This is a genomic window from Nitratiruptor sp. YY08-10, from assembly GCF_016629565.1.
Taxonomy (GTDB): domain Bacteria; phylum Campylobacterota; class Campylobacteria; order Campylobacterales; family Nitratiruptoraceae; genus Nitratiruptor.
The window spans coordinates 1,538,585-1,561,979 of sequence record NZ_AP023057.1; the positions used below are offsets into that span (position 1 = coordinate 1,538,585).

The following is a 23,395-nucleotide window of genomic DNA, read 5'->3' on the forward strand; positions in this document are numbered from 1 at the left end:
TCCCTACTTTTCTATCACCACATATCCCGTTTTTGGAAATATCGTAATATTGGCTTCTTTTTGATTATATTGTAGCGTAATTAATGTTTTTTTATTATTTAAAATTGAAGAAAATGATGTATTGTTGTCATTAAGATGGGGTCTTCCGTAACTGTCAAAGCAAAGCGTAATGCTATTTGAAGGATCATTGACAGTAATTTGGCTTTTGAATGTGTAGTGTGCTTGTGATGCTCTTTCTAAAATGGAAGCTTCACTCAATTCAAGACATCCGATATCTGCTTCTATTCCATTTACAGCAAACCGTTTATCATAGTTAACGCCTTGATATTTGGCTTGAAGTATTTCTGCGTAGATAAAATTTGCATCATTGTCAAGATATTTTGGCTTGAATGCATAAAAACCTATTCCCACCAAAATACCGATAATGATCAACACAAAGATCAGCTCTATGAGTGTAACAGCTTTTCTCATGGTCTTTGCAATACCCTTCTTGTAATCCGTACCGGCGTAGCTACCCGAGCACCCTCTTTTGACGTTACAGTGATATCCAACATGACATAACCGTGACTCTCCGGTGTCTGAATAGAGACTATTTTACCGCTTGGACAAGAAATTGTTTCTCCTTGATTATCTTTTCCTTGGTACAAATAGTAATGTACGATATCCACATCCGCATGAAACCGTCCATCAGCAGAGTCATACTGCAAGGTTTCCAAACACCCTGCACTTCTGTCATGCCCTTCTATTTTCATAATGGTATACTCTATGACGCTGTCCAAAAAAAGCTGTGCCTGCTCTCTTACGTAGCTATCGGCTGTATGTTTTGCTGAAATTCTTGCATACTTAAGCGTCAAAACCCCTAATCCAGAAAGCAGCAAGAGCATAAAAATAGCCATAAGAAGATTGAAACCCCGTCTCAAAAAACAACCTTTTGCTTACTGAAATGAACAGAACCAAGTCCCCTTATGGTTCTGTTGATATCTATTTTCAATCGCACAGTATAATCCTGTTCAGCGGCGAAAAAACCTTGTACATACCTCATCAAAACGGCAGCTTTTCCGGACTGTCCGGTTCCATTTGGATCAGCACAGAAGGTCTGACCCTGCCAAGGATAGTAATCGTAAAAAAGAAGCAGCGTATTGTCATCTACGTTCAATCCATTCAAACAAGAGGCACTCTTATCTATATCGGCACCCCTTGCTACAGCGTGTGCTCCTATCGTTAAAAAATACTTCTCATACACAAAATCGGGCAACTGAGAGTCACTCAATGCGATAGCTGAACTATTGGAATCACTCAAATTGATATCATACGTTACCAAACTTCCTCCCCCGTGCCACCCAAAAGCGTTTTGAAAATCGGAGATATCGCTCGTTGCCCGATCGAAACTTCCTGCAAAGATGAGATTGTATGAAGTGTAGTACATGTTTGAGGGATCAAAACCGTAACTGATGACATAGTTGTTGGTGTTGATACTCGGTATCATGTCACAAAATCCACTGTAATGCCCATCCATATAGTCATCCATCGCACGAATATACCACTCAAGGATCTTATAGTTGTCTGAATCGATTCTGTTTAATGGTTTGTAGTCTCCGCTTACAGGATCGTAACCGATCGTTGCAGCCGGAATCCTATCTGCTAAAAGATTGCTGATTTGATCAAGAACGATTTGACTCTCCAAAGAGAGTTTCGTCGTCTCTTTTGCTTTGAAACTTTTTTGAACGATTTTGGATATGGCTTTGAAAGTTGCTACAGAAAGAAAAGAGACGATCACCAATACTACGACAATCTCAAGTAGAGTAAAAGATCGTCTCATTATCGTCTCCATGGCAAACGATTGATACGAATTTGCCCGATATTTTCAGAAAAGTACCATACTTGAGCGAGCGTTTTGCCAGCAAATGCGCTGCTTTTTGTCAAAGGAGAAACGGAAATGGTGATATATTTTGTATTGGTTGAACCACCAGAGCTACCCGTTGTAAAATTGGTATCACTCAAAGAAAGATCATCGACATAATTTATCGAAATGTTGAGTTCATACTGTCTACTTGCATTAAAGTTTTGCACCGTTACAGGAGAGAGCGTAACAAAATCATCCACATCATCAGGAATATTATGATCATTTGCTTCCATACCAAGTGCAGATGTGGCGTTTTGGTGATGCTTGCAGTTACGACTTCCTACAAATCCTCCTTTGCGATAGATAGGAGCACCGCCAAAAGAGGTGGAACACTCATAATCGCTGCTCCCTTGATCTGTGAACAAATAATCATCGAACAGTGTATTTCTCTCATCCCATGGAAGAGTTTTTACAAGTCCCATCATTGCAACTGCTTGATAGAGCGCTTCCTCTTTCAAAGCATGGACAGAGGTTTTGGAACTTACCTGTAAAATTTTAGGAAAAACGGTAAAAGCGATAGCAATGATCACCATAGAAAAAATGAGCTCCAAAAGCGTAAGAGCCTTTCTCATCGATAGACCTTCACGCCTCTTTTGGAAGAGGTGACATTTTGATCAAAATCGACTCCGCTTACCGTTCCGCTCTTCACACCTTTGGTCTGCGTAGGCGGAATGTAGTTGTACTTGATACAAGGATGCTGTGTACAATCTGAACCGATGTCATAGCTATATGAACCTCCTCCATAACTAAACCAGAGCCAAGAAGGGATATCAAGATGAATGTAGCGCGTCTCTTTGGTTTTGGAGGTATTGTTGATAGTTATAGTAAATATGCCGTTCTCCTGGCTCCAGTTGAGTGAAAAAGAGTCGTCGATATCGCTTGCTTGCAACGTGGTCGAAGAGGAAACATTGCTTTCTCGTATATCTCCGTCACTTTGGCTATGAAAAGCGTTGACATACCAGTGCATGAGCGTCTGGTTTGTATCGAATTTCGTATCGGAGCTGTCATAGACCAAAACCTGGGCAGTCGTGTTGTCTTCACTCTCTGAAGTCGCAAGATCGTCCGTTCGAAAACGGGCATAGTAAAAATTTGCGGTTCCGTTGATATCGCTACTGCTTCCTTCTACCCTATCTGTATCTACAACGTTGGTACCTGTGATATTCAGTTCAAACGGATCGACCGGTTTTGAGCTGTTTCTATCGAAGTTACAATAGAGCGTAATATATGCGCTTCCATTATGATCGGTGGTGAAATTGGAAGCCGGATAGTTTTGGATGGTTATCGTAGCGTTTTTATCGATCCATGTGACAGAGCTGTTTTGATCATTGGCGTCTTCGTACAGATAGAGCAGTGAATTGAGGTTGTTTGAAGGTACAGATGTATGTGAGATATTGATATCGATATCTTTAGCATAGCAGTTGGTATTGTAATTTGTTGTAGTATCTCCAAGAGCATTTTTAGCCGTAATCACTAAAGGCAGATAGGCACTCATATTGAGGTCATCGGAAAGATAGGTAAAATCATGGTCTTGAAAATTGTGCAACGATCCATTGATGTCAAAGTGATCAGGCTTGAAAGAGAGTGTCGTTGATACAGGAGTGATGAGCCTTTGTGACAACGACGTATCATCGCTATCGATACTTGCAAATTCAGTGCCATTCACCTCTTGCACAGTTACATTGATTTCACCTACTTCACTGTATCGCACACTCATATTCGCTTCGCCGTTTTGAAACTGATCACCCGATACTATCTCAAAAGTACCGGTTTTACACCCTATTTTCGTCTCATTATATTCAATATCTACGCTTGCTCCTCGTACATGGAGAGTCTCGTTGTAATCGATCACTTTTTGGTTGGCTTCATCCAAAGCATCGACAAGAATCGCAGTATCTTTTCCTGCAACCATCGAGGCTGGAGCAGTGAGGGAAAAATGGTCCGGACGGATAGCAAAATTGTCGGTAGAATTGGACTCGTTCACATCATTGGAGGTTGAGTTGATATCCTTACCCTCGATATGAACCAAAACACATTTTTTTGCTCGATCTACTTGCATAGGTCCTACGGGAAGGCAACCGTTTTTCGTGGTACCGCAATCGGTACATACAGAAACTTCTGTATAAGAGCCACTACATGCGCCACTGCTGCTACTGTCAAATAGATAGAGGGAAACTTTTGTAATATTTGCTTCAAAGCCGCTCGATCCATCCGCCGCTTTCGCTAAGACTGTCAGGTTGAAATCTTTGTTAACAATTTTTGTGGTGATATTGTCATCCCAGTGATTCTCGGCACTGCAGCTCCCCGTAACAATATCGACTGCGTTGAATAGACCGGATCGAATGATAGGTCCTCCACATACGGGACAGATCCTCGGAGAACCATCGTAGTTTTTGCCATTGCTTTCATTGTCATAAATAGTTTGAATTTGACTTTGTGAAAGAACTCTTCCGAAGATTTTAAATTCATCTGCCAAAGCCCCCAATGACTGCCAATTAGGCTGATTATTACCTGTTTGATAGTCACTATTGAACAGTAACCCAATTTCTCCCGAAGGATGTGTATAAAGTGAGTCGTTATACTCTCCATCTAAGTAAAACTTTGTTCCATTTGATGTCACAACAAAGGTCAACATATGCCAACCATTTAAATGTTGAGGATTAAAGTTTATTGAATCTTTACCATTATCATCATTGATATTTAAACTCCAAATATTATTAGATAACTGATGTGCGAAAAATATATAATCTCCTTGTCCACCTTGACCAGGTCTATCAGCAATATTAAAATAATAAAAATCTGAATCTATTTCTTTATGTCCATTTTCATCTAATGGAAACTTAATCCATAAATTTAAAGTATATTCGCTTGGAAGCGGGATATTATTTTTTGGTAGCAGAGCTTTATCATGAGTATCATCCGAAATAAAGTTCCCTCCTCTACACACTTGTCCTTCATTTTGAGAAGCTTGTTCAAAAGCTGTTAAATTATATTCATTTCCTAATAAGCCATAATTTTTAATTTCATATGTATTTGGATCATTGTCCCAACTACACTCATCAAAATGATAATCTATTTTTACATTGTATAATTCTTGAAAAGAGTAATATGGAACTACCACAATTCCATCAAAAGAGAGATCGTCTATATCATCAATATTGGATGCATAATTCGAATTTATTACAACTTGTTTAATCCCTGATACATTTTGATCATAAATAACATCAAAATTAAATTTATCTGTATTATTATGATTGATATAAAAAGTTGTTATCAAATTATTATTTTTATCATAAACTTTTATAGTATTGACATTGTTTTGATGAACATCCCTCATATTCGGTATGAGAACTTCAAAACCCACTAGATTATCTGTAATATTAATATCAAAAGTATAAGAGTTTCCTAATGGAGCGTCAGGATAATAAGCAATTGAACTATTTTCAATATCATACCAATCATCATAATCATCTGTATTTCCTGTATGCAAATGATCAAGGTGGACAACTGCAGTAGTGTTGACATCGCTATAAAGTTTTATCGCATCAAATGTAAAATCATCTATATCATCTATTCTTCTACTTGAGCAATCTCTTTCTCTTCCATTACGATAACAGCTTCCAATTACTGCAATTGTATGAAACCCTTTAGATAAAGCCAAAGGAGGATCAATTGTAACAGTGTCACTTCCATCGCTTCCCGTTGCAACAAGGTTACTATCGATATAAAGCCGTATATTAGTATTAGTAGTCAATCCTATAGCATTTATAAGTTCGAAACCCGTAATTGTAGTATCTTGCGAAAGATAAAAATAGGAAGGGTTATCAAGGTAATATTGATAGGTATGTTCCCCATCCTCTTCTCCATATATACTGTACAATCGTTTTTTTGTAAGAGGTTCTTCATATTGCCAACCACTTCTAAACCCATCTCCTACATGCAAAGAGCCCTGCAATATGATATCTGCAAAAAGAGACGATGTCAAAAGCAAAAAAAGAATTATAAATTTTTTCATAACATCACCTTCGAAACTGTGACAACTGCTGCACTCTCACTTCTCAAAACCATCGGGGTATCCAACCCCTTCACTTTCTCAAACATCGTTCTCTCTTCTTTTGTCACACCGCCTTCCGGTCCAATTAACACTCTTTCTACATTATCGGTACAACTGAGTTTTTCTTCACAAAAATCGATGAGTACTATATTATTATATTTCTTTATAACTTCATCAAGACTTAAAAGTATCTCCAACTCCATCAAACGGCTTCGTCCGCACTGTTGAGAGGAATTGATTAAAATTTTTTGCAGTTTTTCAAGTTTCAGTTTGAAGTTTTTTTGGCTTCTATCACAGTAAACGAAGGTGATTTTACTCACACCTATCTCGTTGAGCATTGGTAGTGTCTTTTCGATGGTTTTGGGATCGATGATACACCAAATCAGATGAAAAAAACGCTTTGGCTCAATTTCATTTTTCTCACTTTTTCTTAGCTCCAAAACGGCTTCTCTTCGGCTCACTTCTACAATCTCATAGCAATGCAGCTTACCATCTTTCATGTTTCGAAAAGCGATCGTCTCACCTTTCCTGTGGCGTCGGACTTTGAAAATATAGTTATAAATCTCTCCTTCAATCTGTAAACTCTGAACTCCGGCTTCAGGGTGGTAGATAAATTGCATCAGATCTCTTTCACAGCTTCAATAAATTGTTTAAAATCCTCTAAATTCTCTAAATATGAAACCAATCTACTGTTATCAATCTCACAATATTCCTGGATCAAAAGATTTCGAAGTCCTACCATCTTTATTAATTTTTCCCCTAAATAGCTATTTACTATCCTGTTTTCCACCAATTTTTCAATACATTCTCGATAGTTTTTTGGCTGTCCAAGATTAAATTTAGATACAATCTTACAAGAGATATCGATAACAATTTGAATCGATTCAAAAAGGCCGTATCTGATCTCCCACTCTTTTCGTATATCCAAATTTTTAAATTCTTGTCTTATTTCTTCAAGAATTTTTATATTTTCTTCCAATCTCAAAAGTTTTTGCCAAATCTCCATTTTTCAGCCTTTCGTAAAACGCCTCTTTTTGTATTCTAAAGAGTGGTTCATGATCAAAATACCATAGATATAAATTTGCTTTAAAATCTACATATTTTTCTTTATCTTTTACACATAAAACTTCATGATTTTGTATGATGTTAAAACTCAAAAGCGGATTTTTCTTGTACAAATCATTCAAAACAACCAAATCCGCCCTTTTTCCGGTTATCTCTTCCAAATCCAGCACCATTTCACCAATATCCAAAATATCAGGCTCTTTTAAAAAATAGACACCTATATCCACATCGCTTAGATGATGCGCTTCATTTTTGGCAAATGAGCCAAACAAAAGTACAAAAGCGATCTCTTTTTGACAAAAATATCTTTTGAGATTTGCTTTCACTTGAGTATCACCGCCAAGACAAAAACAACGATTTCAGCCAATATCTCGGCACCCATCACCTTTTTTGCCCAAGTTTTATATGCATTTTGCAGTCCGGTTTCATCGCTTCGAATTGGTCTGAGCTTTTTATATAGCAAGATTTGATGTACCAAAATTGCAATCGAAACAAATATCATCAAAACAATCTCAACATTCCACACGGAAAACTTCAAAACCGTCAGCATCAAAAGACCTGTAAAGACAACCATGGCAAAAAGTACGGTTTGTACAAGATAGAGTTTTTTAACACGTCGTACGAAACTGATAAAATCATCCTCTTTCGCAATCCAAAAAAAAGCGATTTGTGCTACAATGAGCAAAAAAACTGTCGTCATATGCAGATGTTTAGACATCGTAAAGAGTTGGTCCAAAGGGCCTCCTTTTTTACAACCATTATAGCAAAAGGAAGATTATGGCTATCTCTATCATTGAAGCGCTGAACATAATAGACGCCCTCCCCATAAGAACAAAACAGGAACTTCTTTGTATCGAAGATGCCGTTGGACGGATCGCAACACAAGATGTCTATGCTTCGCTCAATCTGCCACTCTTTGACAACTCTGCAATGGATGGCTTTGCGGTCAAAGTGGAGGATGCTGGTAAACAGGTGAAACTTGCCGGAACAGTTTTGGCCGGTGAAGACAAAAGTTTTACCCTCCAAAGCGGCGAATGCATCAAGATTATGACTGGAGCCAAGATCCCGGAAGGTACAGAAGCTATTGTTCCTATCGAAGATGTAACGTTTGAAGGTAATATGATCCATCTACCTAAAAAGATAAAACTTTATAACCATATACGAAAAGCGGGTGAAGATATCGAACAAGGTGAAAAGCTCATCCAAAAGGGCGAATATTTAAATGCATACAAGATAGGACTCCTTGCAAGCCAGGGAATATCCCATATCCAGGTTTATAAAAGAATACACATAGCTATATTTGCTACAGGGCATGAACTCAAAATGGCTTATGAAACACTTGAAGAGGGGCAGATCTATAATTCCAACACGCCATCTTTGTATGCACGGTGCAAAGAGCTTGGATGTGATGTGAGTTTTTTGGGAAAAGTGGAAGACTCCATCGAGGCAATCGTTGAAGCTATCAAAAACGGACTCCATGCTGATATTATCATTACAAGCGGCGGTGTCAGTGTAGGAGAGGCAGATTTTACCAAAGATGCTTTCAAACAACTTGGCATGGAGATCCTCTTTAGCAAAATCGACATAAAACCCGGCAAACCTACCACATTAGGAAAAATCGGCAATACCTATGTGCTCAATCTTCCTGGCAATCCTTTGGCAGCCATTATCAATTTTGAAATTTTTGGGCGGTTTTTGATCAAAAAGCTGCAGGGCAGAATCGATGCTTATCATCAACCATTCCATATACCATTAGCACAAGAGATCAAAAACAAGCCTGGCCGTGATACGGCCATACCTGGAAGATTTGACGGAGAGGCTTTTTATCCGTTAGATAAACGGGGTCCAGGAATGGTACGGCCTGCCAGTTTGATGGATGGATATATCATCCTTGATAAAGATGTGGAGATACTTAAAAAGGGGAAAAAAGTTTTGATGCTTCCCCTTTTTGAACACAGAGGTTCCGACATGATGTTGCAGATCATCACTTCATAGAGGCGATATACTCCGCAAGAGCTTCCAGCTCTTTGTCGCTGAGTCCTGCTACTTGAGCCTTCATCAGAGGGCCCATACCATATTTATTGAGTGTACCTGATTTATACTCTTTTAATTTTTTCAGCACCTCATCTTTGCTCATACCAGCAATGATGCCAGATTTCCCGAGTGCTTTTCTTTTCCCATCAGTGCCGTGACATGAAGCGCATTTACCAAACAAATCTTTTGCTGAAATGCTATTAGCTTGTTTAGGTTCTTCTTTTTTTACTGGTGCTTGTACTTGCTGTTTTACTGGCTCACTTTTTTGTGTTTGTTGGACCGGCTCAGCTTTTTTTATTTCTTTATTGTGCTCCGTATGCTGAGCAACAGCTTCATGCTTTTGCTCCTCTTTTTTCCCACTGCATCCAACTAAAAGCAGCGTTGCAGCAACTATTGAAACCAATGTGATCTTTTTCATTCTTTTCTCCTTATATTTTCTTGGGGTTGATTATTTTTTCTCCACGAAGGAGTTTATCCCACATGTGTGGATCGCTCCACTCCTCCTTGACACCTTCAGAAAAGATGATAGAGGCAAGGTCTATTCTTCCCATTTTTTCAGAATAAGCATCTTCTTTGCCACACTTTGCATATCCTGTATCTGTTTCATGGACGATAACACCTTCTAAATGGACGTTTTTCTCTTCATTGACCATTTTCGTTTGCCGAAGTACCAAATCCGTCATCAGAAAGATTACACGTGCATACTGTTCGGCACTTGGACTTACAGGCAGTTCCACCCACCGCCTGCTCCATCGCTTCATATCTTTCAAATATTCCGGATTATCTCCGCTCCACAGCGTAATCGCATGATCAAACGAATCGATAAGCTCTTTGATCGTCAATTTTGTCAATCCAAAATCATAGACCATCTGCCCTCGATCAAGAGTATCGGAAGCAAAAAGAAGCTCTACTTTATAGGAGTGTCCATGAATCGATTCGCTGCACCGCCTTGAGGTACAGTTGCGGACAATATGGGCGTTTTCAAACTTAAACAGTTTTCGGATGATCATCTTCGTTTTTCCCTGTTCCAGAGTCTCACCTGCAGTCTGTCGCTATAGATAAATCCGTGTATCATACAAAATTCTACAACAGCCTTATCGTGTTTTTTCAGTTCATCTATCCTATCGCCAAGCGGCATACAAAACACTTCTATTTCAGGGTATGCACCAGCGATATCCACAATCTCCTCGTATGCCCTCATCTGCACACTGCCTCTATCAAGCGTGAATTTAAAAAAACTGTAACCGGTATTGAGAGCAATCGCTTCTATTGCTTTTTTATTGACCCTTTTTTCATACTTTTCGCCACTATTTGCCAGTTTTACAGCCATGGCAAAGATAACATCTTTAAATACAGGATATTTTTCAAAATCGATCATGATCGTCGCATTCGTCTCAATCGTTACGATATAACCTTCCTCGACAAGATACTCTAAAAATCCATAAAAAACCGGATCATTCCAATAAATAAGCGGCTCACCGCCAGTTATCACGATATGGGGCTTGAAATCAAGATACTCTACATGACTGTGCAAAATCTCAATAAGTTCATTTTTTGTGTCTATTTCTTTCCATTTGGACTGGAAAAGCTCTCTGTTGACAGCACGGATAGAGTCACATCCATGTACAATACGTCCTTGAATAAAATATTCTCCAAAACTTGGGCATTTGAGATTGCATCCGCCAAAACGAAAAAAAACCGAAGGAGTTCCTATAAACTTTCCTTCTCCTTGAATGGAGTAAAAATCTTCAACAAGATAAAGCATTATCCCCCCGTCTCATAAAAGGCTCTGTTGGATGCTTCGTTCGCATCTTCGCTCCAGCGATTCTCTTTTGGTTTATTGGCTAAAACCGTTTTTAAAATTTCCACCGCTCTATCGATATCGCCAACCTGTACAGCCTCTTTGATACTCATAGCCTCATCAAAGTAAAGACACGGTATCAAATATCCTTCGGCTGTCAAACGAATTCTGTTGCATGTTTCACAAAAATCGTGTTTGTGAGGATCGATCAGTCCAAAAACGTATCCATCCTCTTTGAGTTTATACAAAAAGGCTGGACTGCTTCCCTGTCTGCCAATTTTTTCTATTTCATATTTTTGCTTGATTTTTTCCAGAATCTCTTTACCATGCATTCCTTTAAGCTCGCTGTGCGCATGAACATTTTCCATATATTCGATAAATCGAATCTGCATGCCTTTTTCTTTGCAGTATTCCATCACATCGACAATCTCATCTTCATTGACGCCTTTCAGTGGTACCATATTGATTTTTACTTTCAGTCCGGCTTCCAACGCCGCGTCGATACCTTCCAGAACATTTTTGAGTACATCTTTACCCGCAATTTTGGCTGCAACTTCCGGTTTGAGACTGTCTAGTGAGATATTGAGCCGTTTGAGTCCAGCCTTTTTCAAGTCTTTTGCGATATCTTTCAAAAGATATCCGTTAGTGGTCATAGCAAGATCGATATCTGGTTTGTAATCATAAATCATCTTGATAAATTTATCCAAATCTGCTCTTAATGTCGGCTCCCCACCAGTCAAACGAATTTTGGTAATTCCTTCATCGATTGCAGCTTTTACAAATTTAAAGAGATCTTCGAAATTTAAAAGATTTTCTTTTGGTACCCACGAAAAAGGCTTTTCAGGCATACAGTACTGACATCTGAAATTGCATCGCTCCGTCAGTGAAATTCGAAGATAATCTACTTTTCGTCCATGTCCGTCAATAAGCATAGTCCCATACTTTGATAGTTTTTTGTAGATTGTATCGTAATTTTCGAAAAAGGAGTTTAAAACAAAGAGTTTGTGGAAGGCCTAAGCCTTCCAGGGAATTAGTGGAGTTCTCTCCAGATTTTTTGTTTCCAGAGATATGCGAGGATAGCAAAAATCACAAAGTATCCAAGAACCCAGATACCGAGTTTATTTCGTTTCTCTTTTTTGCGATCCCCTACTTTTTCAAGATGCTCGATCACTTTCATAGTAGCTTCCTCAGTCAAACCCACACGAGGCATTGCCGTACCATGAAGGATCTTTTGCGGATCTTCAACAAAATCTCGGATATACTCATGTCCTCTACTTCGAATATACATAGAAAGATCCGGAGGAGTCGTTCCGAGATATTTTTTCAAGTTCGCTTCATATTTAGCCAATTTCAACTCAAAATCGGCTTTTTCTACATCGTTTTTAAATTTCGGTTTTTCACCGATAACTGTCCAACCGTCATATTTGAGATTGTGGCATCGTCCACACGCAACCTCAAACGCTCCTTTTGGAGTCTGTGGTTTCGCGATAGACTTTAGATACGCTACAATATCTGCCAAATCTTGATCACTTCCGAAAAAGTCAGGCATTGGAAACGCTTTATTTTTATATTTGTGATCAAGTTTGAAAGCATGAACCGGATGTTTGATGAATGCCGCCAAAAACTTCTCATCTGTTACAGCAGCGATATTGCTAAGATCTGGTGGATTGACACCATAACTAGCACTTGCACTCACCGGATCCATTGGTGCTGGAATTCCAGCAGCTTTGATGGAGTGACATCCGGTACACCCGTTATTCATAATCGCTTGCGCACCTTTTTTTGGATCACCTTTGAGATTCGGTGCTTTGAGATCCTCATACTTAAACGTTGCTGGTTCGTGATGAGGGTGCATTTTGGAGTGAGCGTACGGCTCGATTCCCCAATATGTAATCCCTACAAGAACGATGATAATCGCTAGTATTTTGAGTTCTTTATTCATCGTGCACCCCCTCTATTTCGTACCATCACAGGATTAAGGAAAAAGAGCAAGTAGAAAATCACAAAGAGTGAAACGATCAAAAATCCGTTTCCAAGTGCTTTTGTATACTCCATATATCCTGCAACATAAAGAGCCAAAGTTACTAAAATCACAAACCATAGAAGTCCTGTTTTTCTCGCTGTCACAGCTGGAAGTGCAGCCCAAAGAGCCAAGAAACCGACTGCTGCTACATAACCGATATATGCATTAAACCCTGTTGGAGGAAGTTTTCCCCAAATGGTCAATACAATCATATCGATCACTAAAAGCCAGAACCATACTTTAAAACCGCCTCTTCTTGAAGCTGGTGCAACCTCATCGTTTTTATCGAACCATGGCAAGAAGAAGAAGATCACGTTTGCGATACCAAAAGCGATCAGACCCATATCCATCGCACTCAATGGTCCAACATTAAAGAAGAATCCTCTCAGAACCTCATAACTCCACAAAAAGTACCACTCTGGATATATATGTGGTGGTGTTTTCATAGGGTTTGCTGGATCAAAGTTGATCGGATCCATCGCAAAATCGTAATGATAGAACACCAAATAGAAGTAAAAGATCATAAAGACGCCAAGTACAAAAAAGTCTTTACTCAAGAAAACTGGCCAAAATGGAATCACTTTTGACTCTTTTTTGAGTCCTGCTTTATATTTTTCCGCTTCAGCATCAAAATCGATCTCTTCCCCATCTTGGTTGTTCACGTGAGGAATTCGAAGAGTGTAGAAGTGAAGCCCTATGATCGCCATGATAATAAGTGGCATCAAAAGAACATGCAACATGAAAAATCTTGTAAGTGTCGGATCAGATACATAAAAGTTTCCTCGAATCCAAACAACCAAGTCATCACCGATAAACGGAATACCGCCAAAAAGGTTTGTGATAACCTGAGCTGCCCAGTAGCTCATCTGTCCCCATGGAAGCATATATCCACTGAATGCTTCTGCACTGAATGTAACAAACAAAAGCATACCGGAAATCCAGATCATCTCCCGGCCTCGCTTATAAGAGGCGTAGTAGATACCGGTAAACATGTGGATGTAGATCACCAAGAAAACAACAGATGCAGCAACTGCATGCATATGTCGCCACAGCCATCCGAACCATACCTCTTGCATAATCGTATAGTTCACACTGTCAAAGGCAAGTTTCGTATCTGGTTTGTAGTACATCAAAAGAAAAATACCACTGATAAGAAGGATCGTAAACATGGTCATCAAGACCACACCCATCGCCCATAGAAAGTTGATATTTTTTGGAATCCAATATTCGGCTGCCAGGACTTTCCACAACTTGTCAAGTGCCAATCTCTGGTCGAGCCACTCGTAAACGCTATTTGCTTTCGTAAAATGTGCCATATCCGCTCCTTACGCTTTACCGACCATTTTTTTATACTCTGGACCCTCTTCGCCAAGCACCAATTTAGTTCCTTCAATTTTGAAAGGAGGAATATCCATAGGTCTTGGAGGAGGACCGAACGTATTGACACCACACGCATCATATTCGCCACCGTGACATGCACAATGGAAAGTTTTCTTGTCTGGCTCCCAGGAAGGGATACATCCAAGATGCGTACAAAGCCCGATCATCACAAGATACTCGCTGTCTCCCACTTTGACAAGACGTTTTTTTGTCTCGTCCGGTATATGATTACAGTTCTCTTCAGGTGGCTTTTTGAGAATGAAGATAGGCTTTCCTCGCCATGTCACTGTTCGTAGTTCTCCCGCCTTCATAGGAGAGAGGTCTACTGTAGTAAATCCTGCTGCCATAACGCTTGGCAATGGGTCCCATGTACGCTTCATCGCATATAGAGCAGCCAAACCGCCAGCTCCAGCGAATCCGCCGAACACCATTCCAAGGAAGTCACGTCTGCTGTTTGCCATAGACAATCCTTTTATAGATTTTTGGTCAAGTTATTTTAATACACAAACATTTAAGAAAATATAAAATTAAGTTATCTTTTACTTAAGAGCTGCTTTTAAGATACTCTGATAGTCTCTTTGCCACTTTTTCGACACTAAGGCTTTGAAGATACTCTTTGTTTGGAACAGATGGGTTCAAAAGTGCCTCTTGAAGATGGGTAGCATCGAAGTATCCAAGATTTTTTACACCAGCTCGTTCGAGTACGGAGAGATATTCATCCTCCTCTTTTGACTGGATATAGATTGTTTTAGCACCTGCTGCAACGGCCTCCAATGCACTTTGGGGAGAAAATGAGAGAAATGTTCGTGCTGATCGTATGGATTCTTGATACTCCTCATAGGGATGGTATGTAGTAAAAAATGGTGTTAACTTCTCTTCCATATCGACAAAAAAGTAAAATCCTTCCAAAAACTCCATCTGAAAATCTTTTAATTGAGGAGCGATTTCAAGCATTCTCTTTTCATAGTCGCTATCACCGTAAAAGAAAAGTTTATCGATCGATTTCTCCCTGTCTTTAAAATAGTCCATATCAACCAAGATGCCGTTGATGACGTTTTCTCCTACGATATAAGGAGAGATGAGTATTTCTTTCTCTTTTGGGAGATCTTTTGGATCATAGGAGATACGAATAAACGCACCAAAAAAATCGATCATCTCTTGATGGATCGTCTCGTTGTGCTCATTACTGTCATAAACAAGGATATCTCCTCTTTCGCAAATTGTTCCCACATTTCGGAAATCCTCTATTCCGACGGCTTTCTTGATGCCAAGATGTTGTTTCGCATAGGTAGCTGAACGAAACTCTGTCGTCATGAAATAGACCTCATATTCTTTTTGCAGCTCTTTTGCCAATGCGGCACTTCTTCGAAGTCGATCAAGTCCCGTTCGGTTGTCGGTATGGGCATAAAAATAGATTGTCATGATTTTTTTCCTTTTTGATACATCTTGATATAGATATGTAAAATCTCGATCGCCGCCGGTGTGATACCACTGATTTGACTTGCCGCAAAAAGGGTTGGCGGTTTATGGGCTTTGAGTTTCTCTTTGACTTCATTGCTTAGTCCACTGATTGCATCGATATCGAGGTCTTCAGGTATTATTACATTCATCAGTTCATGCATCTTTGCAATCTGCTCTTTTTGCATCTGAATATACTGATGATATTTTGCCTCTATCAAAATCTGCTCTTTTGCCTCTTCACTGAACTCTCTTAACTCGGGTACCAATGCCTCAAGTTTTTCCATGGTGAAAGTTGGACGAGCCACCACATTGATAAGAGCCGTTTTATCGGTGATTTTCCCCTCTTCTAGATTGTTTAAAAGCTCTAATGTCTCTTTGTTTGGTGTGATGAAACTGTTTTTCAACAGATCCAATCCTTTTTCAATCTGCTCTTTTTTCCTGATCATTTTCATATAGGTCTCTTCATCCACAAGGCCAAGTTTATGACCATATGGCATAAGACGAAGATCGGCGTTGTCTTCTCGAAGTAGCAGTCGAAACTCGGCCCTGCTTGTAAACATACGATAAGGCTCTTTTGTCCCTTTTGTGACCAGATCATCGATCAATACGCCTATATAGGCTTCATCTCTGCCTAAAATCAAAGGCTCCTCCCCTTTGATAGCCAAAGCCGCATTGATGCCTGCCATCAATCCTTGGGCCGCTGCCTCTTCATATCCTGTAGTTCCGTTGATCTGTCCCGCACAGTAGAGGTTTTTGATCGATTTGGTTTCCAATGTATGTTTGAGTTGGGTAGGTTCAACAAAATCGTACTCAATCGCGTATCCGTACCGAACAACCTCAGCGTGCTCCAATCCTTTGACACTGCGTATCATCTCCAGCTGAACATCAGGTGGAAGTGATGTACTCATACCATTGATGTAATACTCTGTCGCTTCCAGTGTTTGGGGTTCTACAAAGATATGGTGGCGCTCTTTGTCTCTGAATCGATAGACTTTATCTTCTATGCTTGGACAGTACCTTGGCCCAACTCCTTCTATCTGCCCTGTAAAGAGAGGGGCTCTATGAAAATTGGATTCAATGATCTCATGGGTTCGTTCATTGGTATAGGTGATGTAGCATGAAAGCTGGGTAGGATTGAAATGTTTTCGATCGGTTCTGAAACTAAACGGAATAGGATTTTCATCGCCCGGTTGCACTTCCATTTTGCTAAAATCGATCGTCTTTGCATCGATTCTTGCACATGTTCCAGTTTTCAGTCGCCCAAGTTTAAGTCCAAGACTTTTGAGCGAATCACTGAGTGCATTGGAAGCGAACTCTCCTGCTCGTCCAGCTTCTTGTTTGATTTCTCCTATGTGAATGAGGCCTCTTAAAAAAGTCCCTGTAGTTACAATCACCTTTTTTGCATGGTAAATATTTTTCAAATTGGTCTCTACACCAACAACCGCATCCCCTTTGACGAGGAGCCTGTCCGCCATCTCTTGTCGCACTTCCAAATTTGGCGTATTGAGTACTATGGTTCGCATCATAATGCGGTACCTGTCCATATCGATTTGCGCTCTGCTTCCTCGCACGGCTGGACCTTTGGAGGCGTTGAGGATGCGAAACTGTATCCCTGTTTTATCAGTCGTCAGTCCCATCTGCCCTCCAAGGGCATCGATCTCTTTGACAAGATGTCCTTTTGCCAGACCTCCGATCGCCGGATTACAGCTAGCGGCACCGATTTGCTCAGCTAAAATGGTAATCATCAACGTTTTCATACCCATGCGGGCACTGGCCAGTGCCGCCTCGATACCGGCGTGTCCTCCACCAATGACAATAACGTCAAATTTCATAGATTGCTCCGTTTTATCTTTGTTATAATTATACAAAACTTAAGAAAGATTAAACTTGCGACAAGATAGTATCAAAAATCTTCAAGAATTCAAACCAAAAGAGATGCGATGTTCACAGGCCTCATTCGAGAAATAGCAACCGTCTCACAATTTGACGGCAAACATCTGAGACTCAAAGCAAAACATAGACCTAATATCGGTGACTCCATTGCCGTCAACGGTGCATGTTTGAGTGTAACGAAGCTCTATAATGATGGTTTTGAAGTGGAACTCAGCGATGAAACAAGAAACGTTATCGCTTTGGAAAACTACAAAGATCGCGTCCATATCGAACCAGCGATGCGACTTAGCGACAGGATAGAGGGACATATCGTCCAGGGACATATTGACTCTCTTGGTACAATCATTGCTATTAAACCAGGAATCAACTCAACCGATTTTTTGATCAAAATTCCAAAAGAGTACATCAAATTTGTTATTCCAAAAGGAAGTATCGCGATCGATGGCGTCAGCCTCACAGTCAACGAAGTTTATGAGGATTCTTTCAGGCTCACCATCATACCAATTACCCTCAAAGAGACACTTTTTGGCTCGTATAGGGTGGGGCGGAGAGTCAATATCGAAACAGATATGTTTGCAAGGTATCTTTTCTATCTTTTTAAAAAAGAAAAGAAAATCGACTGGGAAACAGTCGAAAAGATACAGGCTCTTTTTTAAGGAAAATTATGAGACTTTTTTTAGGCTCTTTTGCAACAATCAACTATTACGGACTCATCAAGGAAAAATTTTCATTTTTAGAGGGCAAATGGGTTGAGAAGCATAATATTCATCTAACCTACCTTTTTTTGGGAGATATGCCTACACCGCAACCTATCATAGAGAGACTTGAAGATATTGCCAAACCTGAAAAAAAGATAGGTATGAATCATCTTGGATTTTTTGGTCATCCACCCAAAGTTTTGTTTGCAAAAGCTTCCGATGAATCTTTATTTCGACTGCACCAGGCAATTGTCTCAAAACTTCAGATCAAGCCAGACAAAGCGTTCATCCCGCATGTAACGCTATGCAGAATCAAAAAAGTGCATAATTTCGATAGATTCATTCAAAACATCCGTTTTCTAGAAGGAAAAGCCATCGGTTCAATCGAACCACAACTCCGTCTTATTAAAAGCATCCTAACCCCCAAAGGTCCTGTGTACAAAATCATTCACACTTTTTAGGGTCAAAATGGACTGCAAGCCACAGCGCTCCTTTGCTCACGCTTATCAATGTATGCAAAGTGTTTGCCGGGATCAGAAGGATATCTCCGGCCTTTAATTGAAAGAGTTTTCCTTGCATACGCAAGGTTGCTTCACCTTGCAAAAGGACAACCCACTCGTCCCTTGCATCACAGAATGTTTTCTCTTCTTTCAAAGAAGCACTCACAATACGGACTATTTCCAAAGAACCCCGTTTATAGAGAGTCGTAAATGTTTCATCCTCCTTGGGAAGCTCGTATTCAAACAGATTCACCCTTGAAAATCCTCTTCACTAAATTTTTCTACTTGATAAACAAAAATTTCAGGATGATAGGCAAGGCAATTTGCAGGAAGTCCAGCTTTCATACATAAATGAGCAAAAAATTGATCAAAATCACTCAAATCCTCCCATACCTGAGGCAAAAAGGTGGCTTGTCTGCCATCAAGCTTTAAAACAACTCCATCGATTCCTGGTCTGATTTTTGCCCGTAAATCCTCAATATCTCGATATTCAAGCGGTTTTGGCTCACTGAGTACAGAAATCTCGATGGTGATTTTGTCAAACTCTTCCGGACTCAAAGGTGGAAATCTCGGATCGCCAAACGCTGCAGCTTTTGCATTTTCGATCAAATCATCGATAAGTGGTCTATGGGCTACAAGAGAGCCTATACATCCTCGTAGTGAACTTCTTTCGTTTATCGTAACAAACACGGCTCCAGGTTTTGCGAGCTCTGGATGCATGGCGATAAGCCGTTGTTTTACATCGTCATTCAACTCTTTATGCCCTAAAAACTCCTCTTTGATCGCTATTCGTGCGATATTGAGCATAATACGCTTGAGCTCTTCACTGATCATCTTCCACTCCTTTATAAATCAGTCGGTTTCTTCCACTTCTTTTTGCTTCATACAGTGCCTCATCCACACGTTTAAACGCCTGTTTGAAACTCTCATATGGTTTAAATTCTGTTACACCTATACTGATTGTAACAGGTTTTTTCAGTTTTTTCATAGGGTGTGATGCAAAATATTTTCGAATAGACTGCAATATCCGCAATACTTTTTCAATACTTCTAGTCTTCATTACAATTAAAAACTCCTCTCCACCTATTCGAAAAACATAATCTTCACTACGCAATCGTTTTTTTATCAGCTGAGCCACATACCGTAAAACTTCATCACCCGTATCGTGACCAAACTCATCATTGATGCTTTTGAAATGATCGATATCCACCAAAGCAAGTACGAGATGTTCATCTTTTCTTTTGAGTCGGAGTAGATTGTGTACAATATCTTGTAAAAGAGTACGATTGTACAGTCCGGTCAAAGGATCTTTATAGGCAATCTCCTGTAACTCCTCCATACTCCTGTACGTATCGGTTATATCAAGAAAAACGGCTACGCAATCATTCTCTTTTATCTTTTTGCCAATTACTTGAAAAAAGTAGCGTTTATCCATAATATCAACCTGCAGGATACACTCTTTCGTTTGGCATATTGTATCGATGAAATGCTTCCAACTCATCATCTTTCTTTTTCCATCTTTAAGAATGTATACCCGCCATTCATCGCCAAAACTCTTTTCAATATCTTCCGGATCGCTTTTTCCAAGATACTCAAAAACTGCACGATTGATATATTTGACTTGGTATCCTTCAAAAATGAGAATCATCTCTTTGAAATTATCTAAAATCTCATGATAATAATCTACTTGATCTTTGATAATAAAATATTTCGATTTTTCGTTGAAATAGATCAAAAGAATAAAAGAGAGAACCAGTAAAATATTTTCGATTGCGAGTTTGGGGGTTACAAAATCCAAAAAGAGCTTCTTTATAGAGGTAGAAAAAAGAATCCAGCCATTGACTATACCTGTCCTGTCTTTGATAGGATAGCGATAATAGATCTTAAAATGGTCAATGATAGGGGTTTTGGATACTATAATTTTTTTTACTCCGATCTCTTTCAGATCATCGACAAGCTCCTCATTCCATTCAAGATTTAAAATTTTATAGTTTTGGATATGATGTTTTACCTGCATCGATTTACCAGCAAGATCTTTGTCTAACACTGCAATCGACTCAACACCGATTTTTTCCAAATTTTTGCTGATGGAATTGAATTGACTCTCAATAGCGATAAAGCCCAATTTTTTTTGATTTTTATTCTCTGCTGTCACTGCAGCGTATGAGATAAGATGCAGACCTCTACAATCAATCCAGGTATCATTGAATACAGGAAGTTTTACATAAAGTGGTTCGGTCATTTTTTTATACCGCTTATTAGGAACAGGAAAAAAGATAATGTTTCCACTACGATCAAGAATATAAATTTTTATATTTTTAAATTTGGTATATTTTCGATAATAGAAGGGAAGCCGCTGAAAATAGAGGGAATTTTTTCTGGTGCGGATATAGGTCTTCGCATCGCTGCTGTGAGCTATCGTGATAGCCATCGCAGCAGTGGCATTCAGTTTATTTTCTATCTCAGCATCAATGGTTTTTGCAATTTCACTGGTAAACCTTTTGACAAAAAACTCTTGAAACGAAAAGGTATTCAAAACGATGAGCGCAACAAAAAGGATCAAAAAAAGATAATAGAGTCTATGCTTTTTCCACATCGGCATCTCGCAAAGGTTGTGAAGTGGAGCGCTTTTGTTTCAAAGCCATATCCACTTTTGGCAAATCAAGCTCTTTTTTGCTGCCAATTGTCATCTTTTTAATATTTTCAAAACGTTTCTCATAGATAATAAATCCAGCCTCCCACAAACCAAGACGAACCGGAGTGGCAATGGAATATGTAGTAAGGATACCGTCTTCACTCATCACTTGATACAATTCTTGAAAATATTCCAGGGTCCATAACTCAGGATTCTTTTTCGGACTGAACGCATCTTGATAAACTACATCGATATCTTTGAGTTTTTTAATATAGGACCTTGCATCCCCTTTAAACAATTCTATCTGTATAGTAGGCAATTCGACCTTTCCATGTTGGATCAATCTTTCTAAAATATCTTTATAGTTTTCAAGCTGTTTTGGGTATTGAAAAGAGGGAAGAGATTCCAAAAGATTTTCATCCAGCTCCGGAGAGTATATGGCGATAGATTCAACTTCGTTTTGATGTAAAAAATAGTCAATCGTAGCCAATGTATTGATACCAAGGCCAAAACAGATATCTACAATATTGAGATGCTTTTTTTTCGAATAGGAAAATGCAGGGATAATATGTTTTTGAAGCGCTTCTGTAAGTGCTCCATCTTGGATATTGTGATAGCACTCATCATACTGCTTGGAATAGAGTGTATAACTGCCATCGGCGGTTTTTTTTAATTCATAATCCATCTACACAATCTCATCCAGTTCCCGGAACATCAATGCTTCCACAATCTCTTCGACACTCATGCCATTTCTTGCAAGCAACGCTCTTGCTCCCAGATTAAAGGCTTCCTCCAAATTATCGCTTTTATCTGGAGAAACAATATAGTCAAACAGCTCATTCTCAAAAGAAGGTTTCTCGTGGATCTCTTCGATCTGCATACCTTCACCCAGTTGTACGAAAACAAAGGTTTGCGCCTCTGTCACGGTAGAGATTTTTGAGTCTTCTCCTGCAAACTCCTTTGTTGGAACAACGATCAGCATCTACTCTCCTATAACGCGAACACCGCTTGGGTCAACATCACATTTATGAATATCGATAGAATGTACATCGAGCTTCAGCTCTTCATTATTCATGATACCTATTCCACTCTCTACGACATGTTTAGCAATTTTTTGAGCTTCATTGAGTGAGTGCATATAGCAGCTGCCACATTGATAGACATTGAGTTCCGGTATCTCTTCTATGCTTTTGAGCGCCAAAATATCGCGCATACTTTTTTCCCACGCTTGTGCTACATCCAACTCAATGGGTCTACCGATGACACTCATATAAAATCCGGTCCGACATCCCATCGGTGAAATATCGATAATTTCAACTGTATCAGAATTGAGGTGGTCTCGCATAAAACCGGCAAACAGATGCTCTAAGGTGTGTGTTCCTTTAACACTCATAATCTCTTTATTGGGATGACAAAATCGAAGGTCATAAACAGTAATCTCATCACCTTTTGGTGTCTGCATCTCTTTGGCTAGCCGAACAGCTGGTGCAGGCATTTTGGTATGATCCACGGTGAAACTTTCAAGTAATGGCATATTGCTCCTTAATCAATAATGATATTATAATCCAAGCTTTTCGCTTCCAAAAGATTTTGAACTGCTGCCAACACAACATTGTCTTCAAAATTGCTGCAAGCAGCCCCTATAGAAGTTTTCCCTTTTGATTCACTCTCGATAGAGTACATCAGTTTATTTGACAGAATAGAGTAGGAGTCTTCCCGATTGGAAAAGAAAACTACAGCATAATGATGTTCATCAATTTTCATAAAACTGTCTGCACAACGGATATTGGAAAGGACAAGATGGGATACATCGTCTTGTGATTCATGATAGATAAGTAAAATACAGTAGGACATATTGTATCGCGAACCGATACATTCAAACCGCTTTACCTCTTTTTCCAAAGAGGCTTTCACATGCTGAAAAAAATTTTCGCTATTCATTGTCAATAAA

General features: G+C 39.4%; 28 protein-coding genes. 3 read left to right on the plus strand and 25 right to left on the minus strand.

Annotated elements, in window-relative coordinates:
* Nucleotides 1-3: 3 nt before the first annotated feature.
* Genes JG735_RS08195 through JG735_RS08235 form a run of 9 tightly spaced genes read right to left on the minus strand, consistent with a single transcriptional unit; the run spans nucleotide 4 to nucleotide 7,755 of the window.
* On the minus strand, nucleotides 4-471 hold the full coding sequence (locus JG735_RS08195) for a prepilin-type N-terminal cleavage/methylation domain-containing protein (protein ID WP_201334583.1): 468 nt from the start codon (nucleotides 469-471) through the stop codon (nucleotides 4-6).
* Nucleotides 468-920, minus strand: coding sequence for a hypothetical protein (locus JG735_RS08200; protein WP_201334584.1), 453 nt, complete (start codon nucleotides 918-920; stop codon nucleotides 468-470). The genes JG735_RS08195 and JG735_RS08200 overlap by 4 nt, the downstream gene beginning before the upstream one ends.
* Nucleotides 917-1,819 carry a prepilin-type N-terminal cleavage/methylation domain-containing protein gene (locus JG735_RS08205; protein ID WP_201334585.1) on the minus strand — a complete coding sequence of 301 codons (903 nt, stop codon included), beginning with the start codon at nucleotides 1,817-1,819 and terminating at the stop codon, nucleotides 917-919. The genes JG735_RS08200 and JG735_RS08205 overlap by 4 nt, the downstream gene beginning before the upstream one ends.
* A complete protein-coding gene (locus JG735_RS08210) occupies nucleotides 1,819-2,475 on the minus strand; it encodes a type II secretion system protein (RefSeq protein ID WP_201334586.1) in 657 nt (218 codons plus the stop codon). Before JG735_RS08210 ends, JG735_RS08205 begins: the two co-directional genes overlap by 1 nt.
* The gene (locus tag JG735_RS08215; RefSeq protein WP_201334587.1) at nucleotides 2,472-5,915 is read right to left on the minus strand and encodes a LamG domain-containing protein; all 3,444 of its coding nucleotides are present in this window, start codon (nucleotides 5,913-5,915) and stop codon (nucleotides 2,472-2,474) included. Before JG735_RS08215 ends, JG735_RS08210 begins: the two co-directional genes overlap by 4 nt.
* Nucleotides 5,912-6,574 carry a 16S rRNA (uracil(1498)-N(3))-methyltransferase gene (locus JG735_RS08220; RefSeq protein WP_201334588.1) on the minus strand — a complete coding sequence of 221 codons (663 nt, stop codon included), beginning with the start codon at nucleotides 6,572-6,574 and terminating at the stop codon, nucleotides 5,912-5,914. The genes JG735_RS08215 and JG735_RS08220 overlap by 4 nt, the downstream gene beginning before the upstream one ends.
* Nucleotides 6,574-6,960, minus strand: a complete 387-nt coding sequence (locus JG735_RS08225) for a DUF86 domain-containing protein (RefSeq protein WP_201334589.1) — start codon at nucleotides 6,958-6,960, stop codon at nucleotides 6,574-6,576. Before JG735_RS08225 ends, JG735_RS08220 begins: the two co-directional genes overlap by 1 nt.
* A complete protein-coding gene (locus tag JG735_RS08230) occupies nucleotides 6,908-7,345 on the minus strand; it encodes a nucleotidyltransferase family protein (protein WP_201334590.1) in 438 nt (145 codons plus the stop codon). The genes JG735_RS08225 and JG735_RS08230 overlap by 53 nt, the downstream gene beginning before the upstream one ends.
* A complete protein-coding gene (locus tag JG735_RS08235) occupies nucleotides 7,342-7,755 on the minus strand; it encodes a hypothetical protein (RefSeq protein WP_201334591.1) in 414 nt (137 codons plus the stop codon). The genes JG735_RS08230 and JG735_RS08235 overlap by 4 nt, the downstream gene beginning before the upstream one ends.
* Before the next feature lie 41 nt (nucleotides 7,756-7,796).
* Here JG735_RS08235 and glp point away from each other — a divergent pair, with 41 nt between their 5' ends.
* Nucleotides 7,797-9,014, plus strand: coding sequence for a gephyrin-like molybdotransferase Glp (gene glp, locus JG735_RS08240; RefSeq protein ID WP_201334592.1), 1,218 nt, complete (start codon nucleotides 7,797-7,799; stop codon nucleotides 9,012-9,014).
* On the opposite strand, the gene JG735_RS08245 is transcribed toward glp, so the two are convergent.
* The 9 genes from JG735_RS08245 to mnmG form a co-directional block, all read right to left on the minus strand.
* Nucleotides 9,004-9,471 (minus strand): c-type cytochrome, encoded by a 468-nt coding sequence (locus JG735_RS08245; RefSeq protein ID WP_201334593.1) that lies wholly within the window; start codon nucleotides 9,469-9,471, stop codon nucleotides 9,004-9,006. The two genes, glp and JG735_RS08245, sit on opposite strands and share 11 nt — an antisense overlap.
* A gap of 10 nt (nucleotides 9,472-9,481) precedes the next feature.
* Complete coding sequence (locus tag JG735_RS08250) at nucleotides 9,482-10,063, minus strand: 6-carboxytetrahydropterin synthase (RefSeq protein ID WP_201334594.1); 582 nt, start codon at nucleotides 10,061-10,063, stop codon at nucleotides 9,482-9,484.
* The gene (locus tag JG735_RS08255) at nucleotides 10,060-10,818 is read right to left on the minus strand and encodes a 7-carboxy-7-deazaguanine synthase QueE (protein ID WP_201334595.1); all 759 of its coding nucleotides are present in this window, start codon (nucleotides 10,816-10,818) and stop codon (nucleotides 10,060-10,062) included. The genes JG735_RS08250 and JG735_RS08255 overlap by 4 nt, the downstream gene beginning before the upstream one ends.
* Nucleotides 10,818-11,786: a GTP 3',8-cyclase MoaA gene (gene moaA, locus JG735_RS08260; RefSeq protein WP_201334596.1), complete on the minus strand. Its 969-nt coding sequence runs from the start codon at nucleotides 11,784-11,786 to the stop codon at nucleotides 10,818-10,820. The genes JG735_RS08255 and moaA overlap by 1 nt, the downstream gene beginning before the upstream one ends.
* Nucleotides 11,787-11,884: 98 nt before the next feature.
* On the minus strand, nucleotides 11,885-12,796 hold the full coding sequence (locus tag JG735_RS08265) for a c-type cytochrome (RefSeq protein ID WP_201334597.1): 912 nt from the start codon (nucleotides 12,794-12,796) through the stop codon (nucleotides 11,885-11,887).
* The gene (locus tag JG735_RS08270; RefSeq protein ID WP_201334598.1) at nucleotides 12,793-14,193 is read right to left on the minus strand and encodes a cytochrome bc complex cytochrome b subunit; all 1,401 of its coding nucleotides are present in this window, start codon (nucleotides 14,191-14,193) and stop codon (nucleotides 12,793-12,795) included. Before JG735_RS08270 ends, JG735_RS08265 begins: the two co-directional genes overlap by 4 nt.
* 9 nt (nucleotides 14,194-14,202) lie before the next feature.
* A complete protein-coding gene (gene petA, locus JG735_RS08275; RefSeq protein WP_201334599.1) occupies nucleotides 14,203-14,724 on the minus strand; it encodes a ubiquinol-cytochrome c reductase iron-sulfur subunit in 522 nt (173 codons plus the stop codon).
* 76 nt (nucleotides 14,725-14,800) lie between these two features.
* Nucleotides 14,801-15,679, minus strand: coding sequence for a hypothetical protein (locus JG735_RS08280; protein ID WP_201334600.1), 879 nt, complete (start codon nucleotides 15,677-15,679; stop codon nucleotides 14,801-14,803).
* The gene (gene mnmG, locus JG735_RS08285) at nucleotides 15,676-17,550 is read right to left on the minus strand and encodes a tRNA uridine-5-carboxymethylaminomethyl(34) synthesis enzyme MnmG (protein WP_201334601.1); all 1,875 of its coding nucleotides are present in this window, start codon (nucleotides 17,548-17,550) and stop codon (nucleotides 15,676-15,678) included. Before mnmG ends, JG735_RS08280 begins: the two co-directional genes overlap by 4 nt.
* 108 nt (nucleotides 17,551-17,658) lie before the next feature.
* On the opposite strand from mnmG, the gene JG735_RS08290 reads away from it, so the two are divergent.
* Both JG735_RS08290 and thpR read left to right on the plus strand, forming a co-directional pair.
* Complete coding sequence (locus JG735_RS08290; protein ID WP_201334602.1) at nucleotides 17,659-18,267, plus strand: riboflavin synthase; 609 nt, start codon at nucleotides 17,659-17,661, stop codon at nucleotides 18,265-18,267.
* 8 nt (nucleotides 18,268-18,275) lie between these two features.
* Nucleotides 18,276-18,770, plus strand: a complete 495-nt coding sequence (thpR, locus tag JG735_RS08295; RefSeq protein ID WP_201334603.1) for an RNA 2',3'-cyclic phosphodiesterase — start codon at nucleotides 18,276-18,278, stop codon at nucleotides 18,768-18,770.
* Here the strand turns inward: thpR and JG735_RS08300 are convergent.
* From JG735_RS08300 to JG735_RS08330, 7 genes are read right to left on the minus strand one after another with little or no spacing between them, the layout of a single operon-like run.
* On the minus strand, nucleotides 18,754-19,062 hold the full coding sequence (locus JG735_RS08300) for a cupin domain-containing protein (RefSeq protein ID WP_201334604.1): 309 nt from the start codon (nucleotides 19,060-19,062) through the stop codon (nucleotides 18,754-18,756). The genes thpR and JG735_RS08300 overlap by 17 nt on opposite strands.
* Nucleotides 19,059-19,643, minus strand: coding sequence for an AmmeMemoRadiSam system protein A (gene amrA, locus JG735_RS08305; RefSeq protein ID WP_201334605.1), 585 nt, complete (start codon nucleotides 19,641-19,643; stop codon nucleotides 19,059-19,061). Before amrA ends, JG735_RS08300 begins: the two co-directional genes overlap by 4 nt.
* Nucleotides 19,633-21,405 carry a GGDEF domain-containing protein gene (locus tag JG735_RS08310; protein WP_201334606.1) on the minus strand — a complete coding sequence of 591 codons (1,773 nt, stop codon included), beginning with the start codon at nucleotides 21,403-21,405 and terminating at the stop codon, nucleotides 19,633-19,635. Before JG735_RS08310 ends, amrA begins: the two co-directional genes overlap by 11 nt.
* Nucleotides 21,389-22,129, minus strand: coding sequence for a tRNA (5-methylaminomethyl-2-thiouridine)(34)-methyltransferase MnmD (locus JG735_RS08315; protein ID WP_201334607.1), 741 nt, complete (start codon nucleotides 22,127-22,129; stop codon nucleotides 21,389-21,391). The genes JG735_RS08310 and JG735_RS08315 overlap by 17 nt, the downstream gene beginning before the upstream one ends.
* On the minus strand, nucleotides 22,130-22,426 hold the full coding sequence (locus JG735_RS08320) for a hypothetical protein (RefSeq protein ID WP_201334608.1): 297 nt from the start codon (nucleotides 22,424-22,426) through the stop codon (nucleotides 22,130-22,132). It abuts the gene before it with no gap.
* Nucleotides 22,427-22,978, minus strand: coding sequence for an S-ribosylhomocysteine lyase (gene luxS / locus JG735_RS08325; protein ID WP_201334609.1), 552 nt, complete (start codon nucleotides 22,976-22,978; stop codon nucleotides 22,427-22,429).
* Nucleotides 22,979-22,986: 8 nt separating this feature from the next.
* A complete protein-coding gene (locus JG735_RS08330) occupies nucleotides 22,987-23,385 on the minus strand; it encodes a hypothetical protein (RefSeq protein ID WP_201334610.1) in 399 nt (132 codons plus the stop codon).
* Nucleotides 23,386-23,395 lie beyond the last annotated feature (10 nt).